Genomic DNA, 16,030 nt, shown 5'->3' on the forward strand with positions numbered 1-16,030 from the left:
CAATTGCCGCCGATAAACCCTACATACCCACCGTTTAATTTCTCTCCGGAGAGCCCCCGTGACCGTACGCGTTGGCGATCGTCAGCCCCTCAGCACCTCGCGCACCCCTCCGTCGGCCAAGACCGCTGAGGTCCGGCAGTCCGCCACGACTCCCGCGGCAACGGGAGGCCAGCGCAGGGCACTCGATGGGTTCGAGCAGCCGGCGTCTCGGCAGTACGCGGCTCAGCTGGACCCGCAGCCCCCGGCCAGCACGGTCACCGATGCGAAGCTCACCGCGATGGTGGAGGAGAACTTCAAGGCCGCCTACGGCAACGACAGGGTCCCCACCCCCGCCGAGCGCCAGAAGTGGCTGGAGTTCGCCCGGACCCTGCGGGCCCAGGGCCACGGCGCCAACCACATCAAGCAGATGATGTTGTCGGGCATCTCCCAGGAGAAGCGCGGGGGCAACGACACCAGCGACGCGGCGATCAACACGATGATCGACCAGAACTTCAAGGACGCCTACGGCGCGGATCGGGTGCCCACTGGCGCCGAGCGCACCAAGTGGCTCGCCTATGCCCGCCAGCTGCGCGCCGAGGGCCACGGCGCCAACCACATCAAGCAGATGATGCTGTCGGGCATCTCCCAGGAGAAGGGCGGAGGCAACGACACCAGCGACGCCGGCCTCAACAAGATGATCGATCAGAACTTCAAGGCCGCCTATGGCGACGACAAGGTCCCGTCGGCCTCCGAGCGCCAGAAGTGGCTGAACTTCGCTCGCCAGCTGCGCGCCGAGGGCCACGGTGCCAACCACATCAATCAGATGATGCTGTCCGGGATTGGCGGGGACAAGGGCGGGGTCAACGACACCAGCGACACCGCGCTCAACAAGATGATCGACCAGAACTTCAAGGCCGCCTACGGCGACGACAAGGTTCCGTCGGCCTCCGAGCGCCAGAAGTGGTTGAACTTCGCCCGCCAGCTGCGCGCCGAGGGCCACGGTGCCAACCACATCAATCAGATGATGCTGTCCGGGATTGGTGGGGACAAGGGCGGCGGTGACAGCACCGGCGACACCGCGCTCAACGCGATGATCGATCAGAACTTCAAGGACGCCTACGGCGCGGATCGGGTGCCCACCGGGGCCGAGCGCGCCAAGTGGCTCGCCTATGCCCGCCAGCTGCGCGCCGAGGGCCATGGCGCCAACCACATCAAGCAGATGATGTCGTCGGGCATCAGCGGCGACAAGCAGGGCGGCAACGACACCAGCGACGCGGCGATCAACAAGATGATCGACGAGAACTTCAAGGCCACCTACGACGCGAACCGGGTGCCCACCGGGGCCGAGCGCGCCAAGTGGCTGGAGTACGCGCGGCAGCTGCGGGCCCAGGGCCACGGCGCCAACCACATCCGTCAGATGATGCTGTCGGGCATCGGCCAGGACAAGTAGGCCGCGCTCAGCCCGAAGTCTAGCGCTCGTTCGGCTTCGAGCCAGGCTTCGGGGGCTGCGCCCCGGTGTTCTCTTCGCCGGTGCCTGGCGGGGCCGTGGGGCCCGGAGGCGGTGGTCCAGGATCCTTCGAGACCGCGTCACGCCCATCGGGCGCGGTCGTCTGCCCCTGCGTGGCCTGGAACCTCGCCTCCAGCTCCGCGAACTTCCCCTGGCGCTCCAGCGCCCACAGGTCCTCGTCCGTCACGTAGGGCCGGTTGAGGAGCTTGCGCGCCTCGAGGATCTTCGCCTTGAAGAGCGGATCCGTCACCGGGTTGCTCTTCTCCTTGGTGGGCTTGGGCGGCGGGCGCATCACCGAAAAAGCGCCGCGTGCAGGCAGGCCTTCGGAGTCCTTGCCCTCCAGGTAGTGCTCCAGCGAGAACACGTCCGCGTCCCGGTTCGTGTCCAGCTTCGCCTCGAACTCGATGCCCTTGCCGGGGGGGATGATGCTGGTGCCCAGCAGCCCGGAGGGGTCCACCACCTGCTGCCCCACGGCCTCCGAGGGCGTCAGCTTGTGTCGGAAGAGCACCGCGTTGTGGATGTACACGGGCCTGTCGCGGTGGTGGAACAGGCGCACCTTCTGGCGCACCACCCCGTCACTGCCCAGCTCCGGGAAGCGCGGCGTGAGCTGTACCAGCAGCGTCACCACGCCCTTGGTCGTCAGATCCTCGAACACCGGGTTGATCAGCTGCAGCGAGGTGCGGCCGCGCACCGGCTCGCCCACCTCGCCATGCACCGTCACCTCGACGAGGAGGTTGGAGAACATCGCGTCCTGCTTGCGCCCCTCGTAGTTGTGGGAGGCGTACGGCAGCTGCGTGGTGAGCTTCTCACCGTCCCCGAAGGACCACTCATAGGAGCGCGGCTTGAACGAGACGCCCGGCGTGCTCTCGGGGCCTGGGTTTTCGGTGAGCTTCACCTCGAAGTCGAACTCGCCCCAGGTGTTGGCGCGCAGCCGCGAGGTGACCAGCGCCATGCGCACGGGCTTGCACGGCTTGACCGTGAACTCGGGCACCGGCGCCGCCGTGGACACGTTGTTCTTGCCGAAGACGCGTACCTCCAGCTTCGGAGACTCACCGTCATCGGCGATCCACGAGCGCACCGGCACGCGCGGGCCCTGCCGGCCGCCGATCGTGTAGTGCAGGTAGGCATCGCTCCCATCCGGCGTGTGCGCGCGGACGGTGATCAGGTTCTCCTCGCCCTCGCACACCTCTTTCTTCTCGACGGTGATCTCATCGATCACCGGCGCGGCGGCGGCGGCCTGGGCGGCGGGAGGCTCCGTCGGGGGAACCGGCGCCTCGGGCTCGGGCTGAGGCGCGGAGGGCCCCGGCCCGGGCTCGGTGAGCCTCGGGCCGGGCATCGCGGGCGGCGGCGGGGGCGTGGACTCGGCGGGAGAGCGGTCCCACAGGAGCCATGCCAGGAGCGCCGCCACCATGCCTACGCCCAGGGTGGCAACACCGACCTTACGCCTGCTGCTCGCGGTCGCTTCCAAGCGTTAGAACCAGCAGCCGTAGACGTTGCCGCCCGAGTTCCACTGGATCGTGTTCGAGGAGTCGTAGGCCCACACGCTCACGCCGGGGCCCGTGTACGGGTGGCCGCTCCAGCCGCCGAGCCGGTCCGGGCTGATGGACCGGGCGACCGTGTTGCCGTCGTTGGCGATGTTGTTCCACACGGTGCCGCTGTCGGTGTCGCAGCGGCCCGCGGACATACAGTTGCGGACCTGGCGGCCGGCGTCGTCACAGATGTTCTCGAAGCAGGAGATGCTGGAGCCCACTCCGCCCCAGAAGCCGAGGCCCGAGTTGCACTCGTTCTCCACCGAGCTGTAGAGCGAGTTGCCCGCCGTCACCAGCGTGGAGTGGCCGTAGATCTTCGGCTCCACCGCGCCGAAGCCCGCCTTGTACTGGGCGTGGGCGATCATCGTCGAGCACACCATGCCGTTGTTCCAGCCGGCGCCGCCGATATGCACCGTCTCGAGGTCTCGGTACTGGTAGAGCGTGTAGTTGAGCGGGGCGCCGTTGGGCCCCAGGTAGCGGCGGAACGACTGGCCCCCGTCCTGCTTCGAGGTGGCCGCCACCGTGGGCATCGAGTTGAGCAGCCAGTTGGAGACCGCCTCCCCCTTGGTGTCGTAGCCTGCGGTGGAGCGGCTGCGCTGATAGGCGAGGTACTGGAGCGCGCCGCCGCCACCATAGAGGTACTGGTAGATGGCGCCCTGGTTGATGCGGCCGGCGCCCGGGAAGCCCGAGGTCAGCTCACCGGCCTTCACCGGCGTGCTGCAGTAGGTGGGCCAGCCGTTCGTGCCCGGCGTGTACATCGTCTCGTGCGTCACGTCCCCGCCCGGACCGTGGGAGAACATCGAGTGCGTGCGGTACTCGCCGACCGCGTCCAGCACGGCCGCGATCGGACCTCCGCCACCGCCACGGCTGAGCACCAGGCCCCCGTTGGGTACGTTCCACCCGGCGGCGGTGCTGCCACATGCGACGTCGCCCGTGTCCTCAGCGCCCGCCAGCGCGACCGGAGCAGTGAGAGCGGCCGCCACGATCGCGGCGGAACGAAGGGTCTTCATTGCGGGATTGGACATGGCTGTCCCTCCAGAGAAAGGGTGAAAGCCGAGCACAGGAAGAGGATCGAAGAACGTGAATTGTGGCCCTTCTGCGCACTACCGTGCAAGTCACCCTCTCCGCTCTGTCGAGGGAAGAACGTGCCGCTACGGTTGAACGAGCACGCGGTGGAGTTCCTCTGCTTGTTTCCTCAGTTCGGGATCAGTCGTTCGGAGCGCCTGAGCCGCGTGGCCGCGTGCGCGCGCCGGGTCCGTCTTCGCCAGGGCCATGGCCATATGGAGGTTGGCGCGCGGGTGTTCCGGCTGGGCTTTCAACACCGGCGCCAGGACCTGCTCGGCCCGGGAGTCCATCTCCTTCTCCAGGTACAGCATCGCCAGATCGCACGCGGGCTCTGGCTCCGTCGGCGCCTGGGCGTGGGCCCGCTCCAGCAGCGCGCGGGCCTCGAGCCGCTCCCCGGCCAGATCCAGCGCCCGGGCCAGGCCGTGCATGGCGGACACGGAGCTGGGGTCGGCTCGCAGCGCTTCCTCCAGGAGGCGGCGCCCCTCTTCCACCTGGCCTTGCTCCAACCGCGCCATTCCGTCTCGATAAAGGTCCGTTCCCACAGCGCTTCCTCCGTTCCGCGCGGTGCGTCATCCGCTTCGACGCAACTTTAGGACTACATCTTCCGACAAAGTAAGAAAGCCTTCCTCAAGAGATCCCCATGATCATCCGCAATGATCGCGTTTCGTCCCGCCTCCCGGTGTCCTCCGGCTCGGAGGCCTCTTCTGCCCGCCCGGCGGCGACCGAGCCCTCGCGCAACGTCGTCCGTGATTCGTTCGAGGGCGCCACCTCGGTGCAGCGTACGGCGCAGGTGGCCGGCGCGCCCGCGGGGGACCACGGCAAGCTGATGTCGGAGTACCTCACCGGCGCCCGCCCGCCTCCGGCCGACTTCGAGAAGGTGATGGGTTACAAGCCCTACGCCATCCAGACGAAGCACGGCCAGCGGATGCAGGATCCGCACGGGGATGCCTCGGCCCCCGGCAAGATCGGCCCGGACAAGGAGTTCGATCCGGCGGCCAAGACGCACGACTACGGCTACGACCTGCTGCGCTACTACGCGAAGAAGGGCACGCCGCTGAACGCCGATGCTCGCAAGGCGGCCGACGCGCAGTTCCGCGAGGACCTGTTCGACTACGCCAACGATCAGAAGGGCATGGTGGATCGCTGGAAGTTCCGCACCTGGGCGCAGATCTACGCCACCGCGGTGGAGCTGAACTCCCGCGTGCAGGGCTACGGCCCTCCGTAGGCTTCAAGGCGAACGTCTCACCTTCGGGCGGAAGCGCCCGCCGGCTGCAGGCGCTGGATGAACCTGTCAGACAACCAGACAGGTTTGGCGGAAGCGCCGCCCCAGGCTGAGGAGGTATCGACATGCGGCTGAGGGTGGCCTGCCGGGTTCTCTCCATTCTCCTGGCAGGGTGCGCATCCGGGTCTGTGACGCAGCTTCCTGCTGCCCCAGCTCCCGCGTGTCCTACGGAGAAGCTGCGATTCACGCGGGAGACGAGCTGTCGCAACGATGGCTCGGTAGAGTTCTGCCTGCCGAAGGATGCGCAGGTGGTGGAGCGCGTGCGGCGGCTGGCTCCAGAGATCCAGGGTCCGATGGGCGGTGCCGGACGCATCCGGTGCGATCTGTCTCGCGAGGACCTCTACTTCTTCCCCACGGACAACAGGTGTCTGGAGCCGCACGGCGCGCTCACGGATGAGGCCTGGGCGTCGCTCTGTCGGGTGGCGGCGGATCCTGCGATCTCGGGAATCGCGCCCACCTGGTACGAGTGAGTGGGGTGGCACATCGGGGCGCGTGCCGCATAATCGGCGGCGAATGAGCCTCTCCCCTCCCCTCCTTCGAGCCGGCCTCGCGGTCGCGGTGCTCCTCCTCGCCTCGTGCCGGATCGAGACCGCCGCGCCGTCGGATGCGTCCGTCTCGGCGGCCCGCGACAGTGAGCCCTCGGGAGAGGTGTGGGTCTACACGTCCATGTACCGGCACGTGATCGATGCGTTCGAGCCACTGCTGAAGGAGAAGCTGCCCAAGGTACACGTCCAGTGGTACCAGGCCGGGAGCGAGAAGGTCGCCAGCCGCCTGGAGGCCGAGCGCGCCGCGGGTGCCGTTCGCGCGGATGTGCTCGCCGTCTCGGATCCCTTCCTGTACGAGCGGCTCACGCGCGAGGGCGCCTTCCTGCGCTACGCCTCTCCGAACGGGCTCCGGGTGCCGCGCTCGCTGCTCGAACTCGACGCGCACTACACGGCGGCGCGCCTGGCCACCATGGTCCTCGTGCATCGGAAGGGCGCCAGCGCCCCACCCACCTCCTTCGCGGACCTCGCGAGCGAGCGATGGAAGGGACGCGCGGCCCTTGGCGATCCGCTCACCTCGGGGACCGCGTTCACGTGGGCCGTGTTCGTCCAGGGGAAGTATGGCGATGGGTTCTTCGAGCAGCTTCGTGAGCGGGGGGCGTTCGTCGCCGGGGGCAATGCGGCCGTGCTGCAAAAGGTGGAGAGCGGCGAGGCGGACTGTGGGGTGCTGCTGCTGGAGAACGCGCTGGCGGCCCAGGCGCGCGGGAGTCCGATCGCCTTCGTGTGGCCCGAGGACGGCGCGGTCCTCATTCCCGGCCCTGTCGCCATCTTCAAGACCACGCCCAATCCGGTGGCCGCGAAGGCGTTGGTGGACCTGCTCCTGTCCCCCGAGGGCCAGCGCATCATCGTGGAGAAGGGCGATATGCACGCGGTGGACCCTCGACTCGAAGGCCCTCGCGGAGAGCCAGGACTGGAGACGCTGCTGTCGCGGTCTCAGCCGTGGACGCCCGAGCTGGTCGAGCGGGGCCTGACGCGCGGCGGCGCCACCAAGGAGCTGTTCAGCCGGGCCTTCTCCCGATGAACGTGCGCGCCCCCGAGGCACGGTGGTGGGGACTCGGCGCCTGGCTGGTGCCCATCCTGTTCTTCGCCGTCGGTCCGGTTGCCGTGCTCATCCTGCGGAGCGTGGGCGCCCTGGACGGCGGCGCGCTCGCCGCTCTGGCGAGCGAGACGGGGATCCTCGGGAACACGCTCCTCATCTCCCTCGGAGCGGCGGCGTTCGCGTTCGGGGTCGGGGCTCCGCTGTCGATCCTGCTCTTTCGCACCGACCTGCCGCTGCGGCGTGGCTTCGCGGTGCTCTTCACCCTCCCTTCGGCCATCCCTCCGTTCATCTGGGGGATGGGTTGGCTCCTGCTGGCCAGCCCTCGCGCGGGCTACCTGAATCGACTCCTGGGAGAAGGCTCGATCGATATCTATGGTGCGGCGGGCATCGCGTTCGTCGAGGGGCTGTCCGGTCTGCCGCTCGTGCTGCTCGCGGGGGCCGCCGCGCTCCGCAGGGTGGATCCCGCCCTGGAGGAGGCCGCGCGCGTGTGTGGCGCCTCCCCGCTCCGTGCCCTGTTCGCGGCCACCGTCCCGCTCGCCCTCCCCTCGCTGCTCTCGGGCGCGGTGATGGTGTTCCTCATGACGGCCTCGGCGTTCGGTGTGCCGTACATCCTCGGGGTGTCGGCCTCGCCTCCGACGCGCGTGCTCACCACCCGCATCTATGAACTCATCCTCCTGGGTGGCGAAGGGAACCTCGCGCGCGCCGTGGTCCTCGCCGCCGCTCTGCTGCTGTTCACCCCGCTCGCCCTGTGGGCCACTTGGGTTCTCGGGCGCTCGGGCCGGGTACGCCTGAGCGCGGGCAAGGGCGTCTCTCCGCGTCCCTTCCCGCTGGGACGGGGCCGAGGATTGGCCACCGTGGGGGTCGGCGCCCTCTGCGCGATCCTGGTCCTGCTGCCGCTCGGCGCGGTCGTCCTGACGTCCGTGCAGCGCAGCTTCGGCGCGGAGCTGGCCTGGGAGAGCCTGACGCTCACGCACTGGTCGGGAGTGCTCCTCGAGCCTCGAACACTGCGGGCCACCGGGCGCAGCCTCCTGCTCGCCGCCGGAGCGGGCCTGCTCGTCTGTGCCTTCGGGCTCGCGGGCGCGGTGCTCCGGCGCCACTTCCGTCGCTTCGGGGCCGGCGTGGAGGCGCTCGCCGCGTGGCCCTATGCCGTCCCGGGCACGGTGCTGGCCATCTCGCTCCTCGTCGCGTTCTCGCGGGATCTGCGGTTCGTGCTGCTCGACCGCGTCGCATTCGTGCTCGCGCTGGCGCACACGCCGTGGCTGCTCCTCATCGCCTACTCGGCGAAGTACCTCGCGCTGGGCACGCAGAACAGCGCCGAGGCCCTGGCGCAGGTGGATCCATCCCTCGCCGAGGCTGCACGGGTGAGCGGGGCCGGTCCGCTGCGGGCCTTCCTCGACGCACCCCTTCCCTTGTTACGCCCGGCGCTCATCGCGGCATTCGTGCTGGCGTTCCTCGCCTGTGCCACGGAGATCACCATGTCCGTGCTCCTCGTCCCCGCCGGCTCCGAGGTGCTGGGGACACTCCTGTTCGAGCTGCAGAGCTACGCGGATCCCTCGGCCGCGGCGGTGCTCGCCTGCGCGTTCGTGGCGCTCGTGCTGCTGGGGCAGGTACTCCTGGCCCTCATGCGGCGGGGCACGGCGGAGGTGCGGTGATGGCGGCCATCGCGCTGCAGGATCTGGTGAAGTCCTACGGCACCACTCCCGTGGTGCGAGGACTCTCCCTCGAAGTGCGCGAGGGAGAGCTCGTCTCGCTGCTGGGGCCCTCCGGGTGCGGCAAGACGACGACGCTGCGGATGCTCGCCGGGCTGGAGCACCCGGATGCGGGCGTCATCCGCATTGGCGGCGAGACGGTGGCGGGGCCTGGGATACGGATTCCTCCCGAGCGGCGCGGGCTGGGCATGGTGTTCCAGAGCTACGCCGTGTGGCCCAATCGCTCGGTAGAGGCGAACGTGGCCTATCCACTGACGCTGCGCCGCCTGCCCAAGGCGGAGATCGCCACGCGCGTCCGGGAAGCCCTGCGTTGGGTGCGACTGGAGGCGCTCGCCGCGAGGATGCCGCACGAGCTGTCCGGTGGGCAGCTCCAGCGCGTGGCATTGGCCCGGGCGCTCGTATCGAGCCCGCGCGTGCTGCTGCTGGACGAGCCCCTGTCGAACCTGGACGCCGCGCTCCGCGAGGAGCTGCGCGCGGAGATCGCCACCCTGCGGGCACGGCTGGGCACGACGATGATCTTCGTCACCCACGACCAGGCGGAGGCGCTCGCCCTGTCGGACCGCATCGCGGTGATGAACCGGGGCGTGATCGAACAGGTGGATGCTCCCGAGCGGCTGTACCACGAGCCGGCAACCCCCTTTGTCGCTGGCTTCGTCGGCGGGGCGAACGTCTTCGCGGGCGAGGTGCGAGAGGGCGCATTCCACTGCTCCGGTCGGGACGTCGTGTTCGCACTCCCGTCCGAGGGCAGCCACCGCCCCGGCCCGTGTACGCTGGTGGTCCGGCCGGAAGATCTGGATCTGGGTGAAGACGGCACCCCGCTTCCCCTCTCCGCGCGTCTATTTCTGGGACACGCGGCGGAGTACCGCTTCCCCGTAGGAGACACGCTCCTGCGCGTGGTGGGCCCTCCGATAGAGGTCCGCGCCGGACAGATGCTGAAGGTCCGCATCCGCAAGGCGAAGCTGTTCACCCCAGGGGCTCCTCCATGACTCGAATCGTCGACAAACTCCTGCGGTGCTTCGTCTGCGGTACTCTTAGCGAGCAACGCCTGCCCTACAGCACCCACTCGCGAGGCTCGCCCGATCTGGATGGACGACCGCCGGAGATGGCTCGCTCGACGATGCCCGTCTGGGTCCAGACATGCCCCGAGTGCGGCTACTGCGCGACGGAGCTCTCCCAAGGCGATCCCTCCGCGCGCGAGGCCGTCCAGCGCCCCACGTACCAGGAGCAGCTCCACGCGGCGGACACACCGTTCCTCGCCAATCGCTTCCTCTGCCTGGCGCTATTGAAGGAGGCGGCCGGCCGGGACGCGGATGCCGCCCAGCAGCGGCTGCATGCCGCCTGGGTGGCGGATGACGCGCAAGAGCGCGCACTTGCCCACAAGTACCGCTCGGCCGTCGCGGACGCGCTCCTCGCCCGGCGCGAGGCCTTGCGCCGCTGGAGGGGCGACGAGGCCGACTGGAAGGGCGTGGAGCGGGTATTCCTCGTGGACGTGTTGCGGCGCGCGGGTCGCTTCGACGAGGCGCGACGTGAGGTGGATGCCGCGCTCCAGCAGGGCGTCTCCAGCATCGTGCGGCAGCTCCTCGGCTTCGAGTACACGCTCCTCGAGCACGAGGACGTGGGGCCACACACCCGGGATGAAGCACTCCGCGGCTCATCCCTACAGGAGGCCCCACCGCCGGAGGTGATCCCCCTGGTCAGCTACATCCAGCGCTACTACTCGGAATGGATGACTCCGCAGGAAGAGAAGGCCCTCTCCATGGGGAAGCTGCGGACCCCCGAGGGTGAGCAATGGGCGACGGATGATCCCCAGGTGTTGGCGCTTCTGGCCGGAGGGAAACACGCCATCGTCCATGCCCTCGAGCAGCGCCTGCTCACGGAGCACCCCGGGAAGGTCTTCATCAACCGCTGCCCGAAGTGCGGCGGTCTGGCGCGGACACCCCAGGCCCGGCAGTGCCGCTACTGTCCACACACGTGGCGAGAGTGAAGTGTGTGACTTGACTCTCTGGGCCAGCGCCACCAGATGCCCTGGGAACCCCAGGGAGGAATTCATGAAGAAGGTCATGTTGGCGGGTCTGCTGGCGGCCGCTGCCGTCTTCTCCACCGGCTGCTCCAATGCGTGCGACTCGTTCCAGAGCACCCTCAAGGACCGCTACAAGGAGTGCAGCATCAGCGCTCCCGACTCCGACGAGGACGGCGAGAAGCTCGAATGCACCCAGAACCTCGCCGACCAGTCCGAGAAGAGCGAGACGTGTCTCAAGAAGGCGAGCTGTGACCAGGTCCGGGCCAACACCTGGGACAACTGCTAGTCCTACGGAAGGTCGAACAACTCGGCGGCAGCGCTTGCGAGCTGGTGGGCCTCTTCTCCGGGCCCGACAGCACAAAGGCGCACGGTAGGCTCGTGCAGCAACTTGCCGATGAGCGTCTGCCCCAAGCGCTCGATGCTCTCGCGCTGCGCGTCTGTGAGCACTCCACCCAGGTTGCGAATGATCCGGGCCATGACAGCCTGGGTCTTCTCCGTCTCGTCCTTGGCGATCTGCTCGGCCCTCTTCCAGAGTCGCTCCAGCACAGGCACCTCATGGAGAGTTCGACGGATTCCTCCGGAGGGCTCTTCCATCAGGCCGAACAACTTGGCTGCAACGTCCGAGATGCCCTCGTGCCCCATTGCACGCAGGCAGGTGGTGGGCTTGTGCAACAGCTTGTTGACGATAGCGCGTGCCATCGCCTCGATGCTCTTGCGCTGCTGGCCCGTAAGGCCCTCGCCTACCACGGACAGCGTCCGTGCCACCTCCTCCTGGGCGATTCGAGCTGCCCACTGGCGCAGGCGCAACAACACCGGCATCTTGTGTCGCGCCTCTCGGTCGCGAATGAAGTGTGACACCGCTTGGGTGACCAGCACGCAGGCCTCCTGCTCGGCTACAGCCCAATTCGCCTTGTTGGCTTCGAAGAACTTCGCGAGATCGTCCACGTCGTAGGCTGTGACCCAGTCCAACTCGGCCACGTCCAGGGCGATGTCCCGGGGCACCGCCAGATCCAGCATGAACAAGGGCCGGAACCGGCGTGCCCTGGCCACCGGGCTCACGTTCTCGCGGGTGAAAATGGGTACAGGCGATGCCGTCGCGCTCACCACCACATCGACCTTCTTCAGTAACTCTTGCAGTTCCTCGAAGGGGCGCGCCACGCCTCCCACCTTGGAGGCCAATGTCTCGGCGTGTGCCAGCGTACGGTTGGTGATGATCAGCTGTCCCACCTTCACGAGCTTCAGATGCCGTGCCGCCAGTTTGGCCATGTCCCCCGACCCGACCACCAGCGCCGTCTTGTGCCCAAGTTCCTCGAACACCTTCGACGTCAGTTCGACAGCCGCCGAGGCCATGGAGGGCGCTGTTCGAGCAATGGCCGTCTCCGCACGTACACGCTTGGCGCACTTGAAGGCCGCCGAACACACGCAGCTGAGCACGCCGCGCACCGCGCCCACTCGCTTTCCCTGCTCGAAGGCATCCCTGAGCTGACCCAGGATCTGCGCCTCGCCCACCACCATCGAGTCCAGACTGGCGGCCACGCGGAACAGGTGCTCCAGGGCTTTATCTCCCTGGTACTCCTGGAGATGCTCAAATATCTCCAGCCCTCCCAGCTGGAGCAGCTCGGCGCGTGCAAGCTCGACCGCCGCGTTCAGGTCCGGCGAAGCCACGTACAGCTCCACCCGGTTGCAAGTGGAGACGAGCATCGCCTCGGTAGGCGCCTGGGCCAGGCGTTGGAGCACCTCCACCTGTTTCGCCTCAGGCAGCGAGAGCCGCTCGCGAAGACCCTGGGGGGTCTTCTTGTGAGACACGCTGATGCAGCACAGTTCCATATCAGGCGCACCTCCCTGTCGTGAAAGCGTAGGAGGGAACGAACCCGAGCACGATCCGGAAGCGCAGAATCGTCAACAGCGCCACACGTCAGTTCATGAAACCGCACTGCCGTTAACACGTCTCGAGTCTCACCCGACCGGTGGATGCCCAGCTTGCGTCGCCCTCCGAAGCCGACCAGAGCTACGGAGAGCCTTCGGACGGCCCGACCCGGCCCCAGACGACATCGCTAAAGTGGGAGCCGGGTTCGGGCTGGAGCCCGAGCTTCCTCAGATCGTCGGTGTATCGGGCACCCTTGACGACCACCCACCGCCGCGCCACGCGCCTGCCCTCTTCCAGGGTCTCCGGGGTGAGCGGTGCGTGGTCGGCGAAGCGGCGCAGCACGTCGAACCCGGGCTGTGCCTTCCCGGGCCGCGCGAACATCGGATCGAAGAAGACGACGTCGAAGGAGCGCGGCGGCAACGTGCGCAGGTGCTCGTGCGCATCCGCATGCACCACCTCCACGTGGCATGAGTCCGGTCCGAACGCGTAGGTCTTCATCCCGGCCGAGGCGAGGGCGTAGAGGGCCAGGTTCTTCTCCACCCCCACCACCCTGCCCGTGGGCCCGACGGCGAGCGAGGCCACCAGCGCGTCCTGGCCCAGCCCCAGCGTGCAGTCGAGCACGGCGTCGCCCTTTCGCAGCTCCGCTACCCGGACGAAGGTATCCCCCTCGCCCGCGGCCAGCCGCATCCTTCGCAGGTGGGCCATGCCCGCGTGGAAGCCGTGGTGGCCTTCCTTGTCCCAGAGCGTCACGCCGTCATGCCCGAAGACGATCAGCGCCTCGGCACGCGCGTCGAACCAGTCGGCGATGCCCTCCCCAGAGCGGCGCGGGAAGAAGGGAACGCCCCACGCCTTGGCGGAGGCCCGCGCCCGGGTGACGAGTTCCTCGCGCGGGCGGGCGCTGGTGGTGACGGCCAGGGGGACGCGCATTCGCCCGAAGAACTACCCCGCCTCCGCCACTTGCAGCCTCTTGCCGCCCTGCATCTGCGCCACCGTCACCGACTGGTTCCGGCCGTTGCGCTTCGCGTGGTACAGGCACTGGTCCGCCAGGTCGATGAGCTGCTGCTTCTCGTAGCCGTGGTCCGGCCCCGTGGCGATGCCCAGCGACATCGTCACCTTCAGCGGCCCCATCTCCGTCTGGAACACCTCGGCCTTTACCGCCTCGCGGATGCGCTCGGCGATGACCTGCGCGCCCTTCGCATCCGTCTCCGGCATGATGATGGCGAACTCCTCGCCGCCGTAGCGCGCCACGATGTCCGTGTCCCGCGCCTTGTCCCGGAGGATCTTCGCCACACCCCGGAGCACCGCATCTCCCGTCGGGTGGCCGTACGTGTCGTTGACACTCTTGAAGTGGTCGATGTCCGTGAGGATCATCGACAGCTTGCGCTGGTAGCGCCGCGCCTGCGCCAGCGACTCGTCCGCCTTGCTCTGGAACGTGCGGTGGTTGAGCAGCCCCGTGAGGCCGTCCGTGGTGGCCATGCGCTCCATCTGCTCGAAGAGCTGCGCACGCAGCACCGCCTGCGCCGCCTGGATCGCCATCACCTCCAGCATCCGCAGCACGTCCTGGTCCAACGCCTTCTTGCGCGAGCCCGCCACCAGCGTACCGAGGATCCGATCGCCCGCCGTGAGCGGGAAGATCTTCAGCGCGCCCAGGCCGCGGATCTGCGTCTCCTCGTCGAAGATGACCTGCCGGTCCATCGCCTTGATGTCCCGGCCCGGCAGCGGCGCCCCGTAGCGCACCACGTTGGCCACCAGCCCGTTGTTGTCCGGGAACGCGCTGCCCTCCAGCGCCTTGCCCGAGGCGGTGACGCCCGTCATCCGCGCCACCCGGTGCATGCGCTTGCCTTCCACCTCGGACACCAGCGTCACCGCGCAGAAGTCGAGGCTGGCGATCTGCCGCGCGCTCTCCAGCACCGCGATGAACACCTGCTCCGGGCTGCCGGCGCGGTTCAGCTCCTCGATGGCGCGGAAGAACCGGTCCTTCTCGTCCCGGCTCTTGCGGATGTACGTCATCACCCGCTCCACCTCGATGGCGCGCAGCACCTCGCCGGCGATGGTGGTCAACAGCCGCTCGTCCTGGTCCGAGAACGGCTCGTGCGTCACCCGGTCCGCCACCAACACGCCGCGCACCAGCCCGCTGGCCTCGATGATGGGCACCGCCAGCACCGCCGCCAGCTGCGTCCCGCCGCCGTCGTAATAGGTGATGCCCTTGAGCCCGTTGGGCGAGTTCATCCGCACCGGAGCCTGGCGCTTGAGCACTCCGCCGATGATGCCCTCGCCGGCGTGGAAGCGCTCGCGCTGCACCCGCTCGGAGGAGGAGCGGCAGTCGTACAGCTTCAGGCTGCGGTCATCCGAGGCGAGCAGGAAGGCCGCGCAGGTGTGGGTGCGCAGGGCGGTCTCGGCCACCTCGAGCGCGGCGCCCACCGCGCCCTCGATCTCCTTCACCGAGGCGACCAGCCACTTCTCGTCCTGGTTCATCCCCCCGGTGAAGCTGTCCTGGGTGCCGGAGTTGATGAGGCGGAAGGTGCGGGCGCGCTCCTCCACCTCCTTGATGCGCTTCTGCACCGCGTCGTTCTCCGCGCGGCGGGCGACGGCGATGCGCGCCGAGAGCACCAGGTGGTACAGGCCCGCGAAGAGCGCGAGGAACAGCGCGTGCATGCCGAACGAGGCCCCGTTGCCTCCGCCCGGCGCGCCCAGGGTGACGAGCCCGTCGAACACCAGCGCCACGCCCAGCAGCGTCAGCCCGGCGTTGCGCGGCAGGAAGGCCACCAGGAACGCCATCAGCAGGTAGACGATGGGGAACAGCTCCCCGCCCCCGATGGCCACGACGATGAAGGCCGCGGCGATGAGGCCACCGCCCAGCTCCAGGTCGTCGCGCAGCTCCAGCACGGCGCCCAGGGCGTTGCGCCGGATGCGCCGCCACGCCGTCAGCCCCAGGCCCACCAGCAGGAAGGAGACGAGGCACGCCTCGGTCCACTCCAGGGTGTCCAGCCCCCGGAAGCCGTTGCGCGCCAGGTGTACGAAGACCAGCAGGACGGACGCCGCGGGCACAGCGCGCACCGCGTGACGGACGACCTTGGGCATCAGCGGGACGGACGAGAGCGCGTTCATGGCGTCTCCAGGTGGAAGACGAGCTCGCCCGGCTTGACGTAGCCGAGCTCCTCGCGGGCGGCGCGCTCGAGGGCGGCGGGATCCTTGCGCAGTGCGTTGATTTCCCGCAGCAAGGTGTCGTTCTGCTCAGCCAGCACGCGGTTGCGCTCCTGGAGCGACTCCACGTCCTGGCGCAGCTTGAGGTAGCGCCGGAAGCCCCGGGCATCGGCCACGGAGGCCAGGGACAGCACCCCCGCCACCACCGCCGCCACCACCAGGAACTTTTTCCGCGCTGTCATGAGCGGTTGGACGGTACCAGCGACCGAGGGCCAGGCAAGATTTCCGCTCCAGGCCTGTAGCACTCGTCCTCCTGTTGAGGCCACAACGCATGAGAAGGGGCTGGA

The 16,030-nt window shown here is 68.6% G+C and carries 15 protein-coding genes and 1 pseudogene; 8 read left to right on the top strand and 8 right to left on the bottom strand.

Annotation, left to right across the window (positions count from 1 at the left end):
- Positions 1-58 precede the first annotated feature (58 nt).
- A complete protein-coding gene (locus SYV04_RS34055) occupies positions 59-1,429 on the top strand; it encodes a hypothetical protein (protein ID WP_321550181.1) in 1,371 nt (456 codons plus the stop codon).
- A gap of 19 nt (positions 1,430-1,448) precedes the next feature.
- Here the strand turns inward: SYV04_RS34055 and SYV04_RS34060 are convergent, their stop codons facing one another.
- From SYV04_RS34060 to SYV04_RS34070, 3 genes are all read right to left on the bottom strand, one after another.
- Entirely contained in the window at positions 1,449-2,897 is a 1,449-nt protein-coding gene (locus tag SYV04_RS34060; protein ID WP_321550182.1) for a hypothetical protein, read from the bottom strand.
- A 60-nt stretch (positions 2,898-2,957) separates the two neighbouring features.
- Positions 2,958-4,040 (bottom strand): hypothetical protein, encoded by a 1,083-nt coding sequence (locus tag SYV04_RS34065; protein WP_321550183.1) that lies wholly within the window; start codon positions 4,038-4,040, stop codon positions 2,958-2,960.
- 126 nt (positions 4,041-4,166) lie between these two features.
- Entirely contained in the window at positions 4,167-4,595 is a 429-nt protein-coding gene (locus SYV04_RS34070; RefSeq protein ID WP_321550184.1) for a tetratricopeptide repeat protein, read from the bottom strand.
- Positions 4,596-4,720: 125 nt separating this feature from the next.
- Between SYV04_RS34070 and SYV04_RS34075 the strand changes: the two genes are divergently transcribed.
- From SYV04_RS34075 to SYV04_RS34105, 7 genes are all read left to right on the top strand, one after another.
- Positions 4,721-5,305, top strand: a complete 585-nt coding sequence (locus SYV04_RS34075) for a phospholipase A2 family protein (protein WP_321550185.1) — start codon at positions 4,721-4,723, stop codon at positions 5,303-5,305.
- A gap of 185 nt (positions 5,306-5,490) precedes the next feature.
- A complete protein-coding gene (locus SYV04_RS34080) occupies positions 5,491-5,832 on the top strand; it encodes a hypothetical protein (RefSeq protein ID WP_321550186.1) in 342 nt (113 codons plus the stop codon).
- A 43-nt stretch (positions 5,833-5,875) separates the two neighbouring features.
- Positions 5,876-6,925 (top strand): ABC transporter substrate-binding protein, encoded by a 1,050-nt coding sequence (locus SYV04_RS34085; protein WP_321550187.1) that lies wholly within the window; start codon positions 5,876-5,878, stop codon positions 6,923-6,925.
- The gene (locus SYV04_RS34090) at positions 6,922-8,595 is read left to right on the top strand and encodes an ABC transporter permease (RefSeq protein WP_321550188.1); all 1,674 of its coding nucleotides are present in this window, start codon (positions 6,922-6,924) and stop codon (positions 8,593-8,595) included. The genes SYV04_RS34085 and SYV04_RS34090 overlap by 4 nt, the downstream gene beginning before the upstream one ends.
- Positions 8,595-9,638 (top strand): ABC transporter ATP-binding protein, encoded by a 1,044-nt coding sequence (locus SYV04_RS34095; protein ID WP_321550189.1) that lies wholly within the window; start codon positions 8,595-8,597, stop codon positions 9,636-9,638. Before SYV04_RS34090 ends, SYV04_RS34095 begins: the two co-directional genes overlap by 1 nt.
- Positions 9,635-10,636, top strand: coding sequence for a tetratricopeptide repeat protein (locus tag SYV04_RS34100; protein WP_321550190.1), 1,002 nt, complete (start codon positions 9,635-9,637; stop codon positions 10,634-10,636). Before SYV04_RS34095 ends, SYV04_RS34100 begins: the two co-directional genes overlap by 4 nt.
- Positions 10,637-10,700: 64 nt before the next feature.
- Positions 10,701-10,958, top strand: coding sequence for a hypothetical protein (locus SYV04_RS34105; RefSeq protein WP_321550191.1), 258 nt, complete (start codon positions 10,701-10,703; stop codon positions 10,956-10,958).
- Between the two features lie 2 nt (positions 10,959-10,960).
- Here SYV04_RS34105 and SYV04_RS34110 read toward each other — a convergent pair whose 3' ends face one another.
- From SYV04_RS34110 to SYV04_RS34130, 5 genes and pseudogenes are all read right to left on the bottom strand, one after another.
- Complete coding sequence (locus SYV04_RS34110; RefSeq protein WP_321550433.1) at positions 10,961-11,266, bottom strand: hypothetical protein; 306 nt, start codon at positions 11,264-11,266, stop codon at positions 10,961-10,963.
- Positions 11,249-12,499: pseudogene (gene hemA, locus SYV04_RS34115) on the bottom strand (glutamyl-tRNA reductase); the annotation flags it as partial. The pseudogene hemA and the gene SYV04_RS34110, both read right to left, overlap by 18 nt.
- Before the next feature lie 181 nt (positions 12,500-12,680).
- Positions 12,681-13,466, bottom strand: a complete 786-nt coding sequence (locus SYV04_RS34120) for a class I SAM-dependent methyltransferase (RefSeq protein ID WP_321550192.1) — start codon at positions 13,464-13,466, stop codon at positions 12,681-12,683.
- 12 nt (positions 13,467-13,478) lie between these two features.
- Positions 13,479-15,647: a sensor domain-containing diguanylate cyclase gene (locus SYV04_RS34125; protein WP_321550193.1), complete on the bottom strand. Its 2,169-nt coding sequence runs from the start codon at positions 15,645-15,647 to the stop codon at positions 13,479-13,481.
- Positions 15,644-15,925: an FtsB family cell division protein gene (locus tag SYV04_RS34130; protein WP_321550194.1), complete on the bottom strand. Its 282-nt coding sequence runs from the start codon at positions 15,923-15,925 to the stop codon at positions 15,644-15,646. Before SYV04_RS34130 ends, SYV04_RS34125 begins: the two co-directional genes overlap by 4 nt.
- Positions 15,926-16,030: the final 105 nt, after the last annotated feature.

Source organism: Hyalangium ruber (assembly GCF_034259325.1).
GTDB classification, from domain to species: domain Bacteria; phylum Myxococcota; class Myxococcia; order Myxococcales; family Myxococcaceae; genus Hyalangium_A; species Hyalangium_A rubrum.

What these genes read in the sequence shown, in the direction of transcription:
- SYV04_RS34060 (WP_321550182.1), bottom strand. Translation starts at nt 2,897, where the DNA reads ATGGTGGCGGCGCTCCTGGCATGGCTCCTGTGGGACCGCTCTCCCGCC.
- SYV04_RS34065 (WP_321550183.1), bottom strand. Translation starts at nt 4,040, where the DNA reads ATGTCCAATCCCGCAATGAAGACCCTTCGTTCCGCCGCGATCGTGGCG.
- SYV04_RS34070 (WP_321550184.1), bottom strand. Translation starts at nt 4,595, where the DNA reads ATGGCGCGGTTGGAGCAAGGCCAGGTGGAAGAGGGGCGCCGCCTCCTG.
- SYV04_RS34075 (WP_321550185.1), top strand. Translation starts at nt 4,721, where the DNA reads ATGATCATCCGCAATGATCGCGTTTCGTCCCGCCTCCCGGTGTCCTCC.
- SYV04_RS34085 (WP_321550187.1), top strand. Translation starts at nt 5,876, where the DNA reads ATGAGCCTCTCCCCTCCCCTCCTTCGAGCCGGCCTCGCGGTCGCGGTG.
- SYV04_RS34090 (WP_321550188.1), top strand. Translation starts at nt 6,922, where the DNA reads ATGAACGTGCGCGCCCCCGAGGCACGGTGGTGGGGACTCGGCGCCTGG.
- SYV04_RS34095 (WP_321550189.1), top strand. Translation starts at nt 8,595, where the DNA reads ATGGCGGCCATCGCGCTGCAGGATCTGGTGAAGTCCTACGGCACCACT.
- SYV04_RS34100 (WP_321550190.1), top strand. Translation starts at nt 9,635, where the DNA reads ATGACTCGAATCGTCGACAAACTCCTGCGGTGCTTCGTCTGCGGTACT.
- SYV04_RS34105 (WP_321550191.1), top strand. Translation starts at nt 10,701, where the DNA reads ATGAAGAAGGTCATGTTGGCGGGTCTGCTGGCGGCCGCTGCCGTCTTC.
- SYV04_RS34110 (WP_321550433.1), bottom strand. Translation starts at nt 11,266, where the DNA reads ATGGAAGAGCCCTCCGGAGGAATCCGTCGAACTCTCCATGAGGTGCCT.
- SYV04_RS34120 (WP_321550192.1), bottom strand. Translation starts at nt 13,466, where the DNA reads ATGCGCGTCCCCCTGGCCGTCACCACCAGCGCCCGCCCGCGCGAGGAA.
- SYV04_RS34125 (WP_321550193.1), bottom strand. Translation starts at nt 15,647, where the DNA reads ATGAACGCGCTCTCGTCCGTCCCGCTGATGCCCAAGGTCGTCCGTCAC.
- SYV04_RS34130 (WP_321550194.1), bottom strand. Translation starts at nt 15,925, where the DNA reads ATGACAGCGCGGAAAAAGTTCCTGGTGGTGGCGGCGGTGGTGGCGGGG.